This is a genomic window from Microcystis sp. LE18-22.4A, from assembly GCF_027531105.1.
GTDB lineage: Bacteria > Cyanobacteriota > Cyanobacteriia > Cyanobacteriales > Microcystaceae > Microcystis > Microcystis aeruginosa.
Map to the genome: position 1 here is coordinate 1 of NZ_JAPZRB010000080.1, position 1,420 is coordinate 1,420.

Here is a 1,420-nt window from a genome sequence, read left to right on the forward strand (position 1 = left end):
CAGGGTAAGAGCATCTCAATTAGGCTTGACAAAAGGCTTTCAGCACAGCCATCATATAGTTATTATCCATGGCCGCCCGTTTACTTTTTTGTGCCAGACTACGTCGGTAAGTGGATTCCTGGTTAAGAGCGTTAAGTGCTACTCGTCTCAAGAAGGCAAAATTACGAGGGCTGTGACCAGAGCGAATCCGACATTGATCCTCATTAAAAGTAACATCTAAAATCCAATGAGCCTGATTTTCAATGCCCCAATGTTTACGAATAGCATTACCTATTTTTTGAGCATCAGCAGGGAGAGAACTGAGATAAAATTGGACTTCACAAGTGGTTTTATGACCAGGATGACGAACTCGTTTAACCATGATAATACTTTGAAGTCCTTGCCATTGAGCCTGTTGATAAAGACCGCCGAAAGCTTCTAAAGGTACAGCCCAACACCAACGTTTTTCGAGGCGATGATGACCTTTTTCCAGACGGTAATCATAACTAAATTGAATACCATCAAATTGATGTGCTTGAGCTTGCTCAAACCAGTTTTTGACCTGAGTATAAAGAGTCGGATGATTAGCTTTAAGGGCGACAACGTAGTCAGCTTTTTTGGCTTGAATATGATTAATAATCGCCGTTTGAGTTCCCATAGCATCTAGGGTGATAATTGCCCCTTGAAGGTCTAACAGTTCTAGTAAAGCGGGAATAGCAGTAATCTCATTGGATTTATCTTCCACCTTGACTTGTCCTAAAACTAATTTCTGCTCCCCCGCCCAAGCCGTCACTAAATGCAAGGCTTTAATTCCTTGATTACGGTCGTAAGAACCTCTGAGACTTTTCCCGTCTATGGGAACTATTTCCCCCGAAAGAGAACCGATTAAATGGGGCAGGCATTGAGACAAAACTTTGGCCAAAACTTCCGGGTTAATCCGTTCAAAAACCCGCCGAAAAGTGTCATCAGAAGGAATGCCATTAGGTAATTCTAAAAACTCAGATAACCAAGACTGCTTACTGAGTCCATAATTTTCCATGTCTTCCCAACCTTTGGCTCCTGCTATAACTGCTAAAACAGCAATGACTAAAATATCAGTTAATAAATGTTTTTGGGTTCGGGACGCTCTTGGGTCAGGAATATCTTGAAGATAAGTCAATAAACTAGCTTGAATTTCATTTATTGATGTTAAAGGAAGCTCAGGTTTTAGTTGAGCTTTATTTCCGGTGGGGAGAACGGGAGCAAAACCTTTACCCATGAGCTATTTCCTCATTAATTTTCATCAACAACAGTGAGACTAAGGCTAATTATAAATTATACAGAGGTAGCAGCGGCTAAGTCTGGGTACTGGCAGTGCGGGACGGTGCTATGGCGATTTGATTACCCTATTCAGAAATCTTTGTCAAGTACAATTTATACCAAATTAGATGAGCTTACCCTG

The 1,420-nt window shown here is 41.2% G+C and carries 1 protein-coding gene; it reads right to left on the minus strand.

Going from position 1 to position 1,420, the window contains the following annotated elements:
- Positions 1 to 19 precede the first annotated feature (19 nt).
- Positions 20 to 1,237 (minus strand): ISAs1 family transposase, encoded by a 1,218-nt coding sequence (locus O9295_RS03495; protein WP_288031739.1) that lies wholly within the window; start codon positions 1,235 to 1,237, stop codon positions 20 to 22.
- Between the last annotated feature and the right edge of the window lie 183 nt (positions 1,238 to 1,420).

Bases quoted from the DNA above. Each gene is read 5' to 3' on its own strand.
- O9295_RS03495 (WP_288031739.1), bottom strand. From the start codon at position 1,237: ATGGGTAAAGGTTTTGCTCCCGTTCTCCCCACCGGAAATAAAGCTCAA.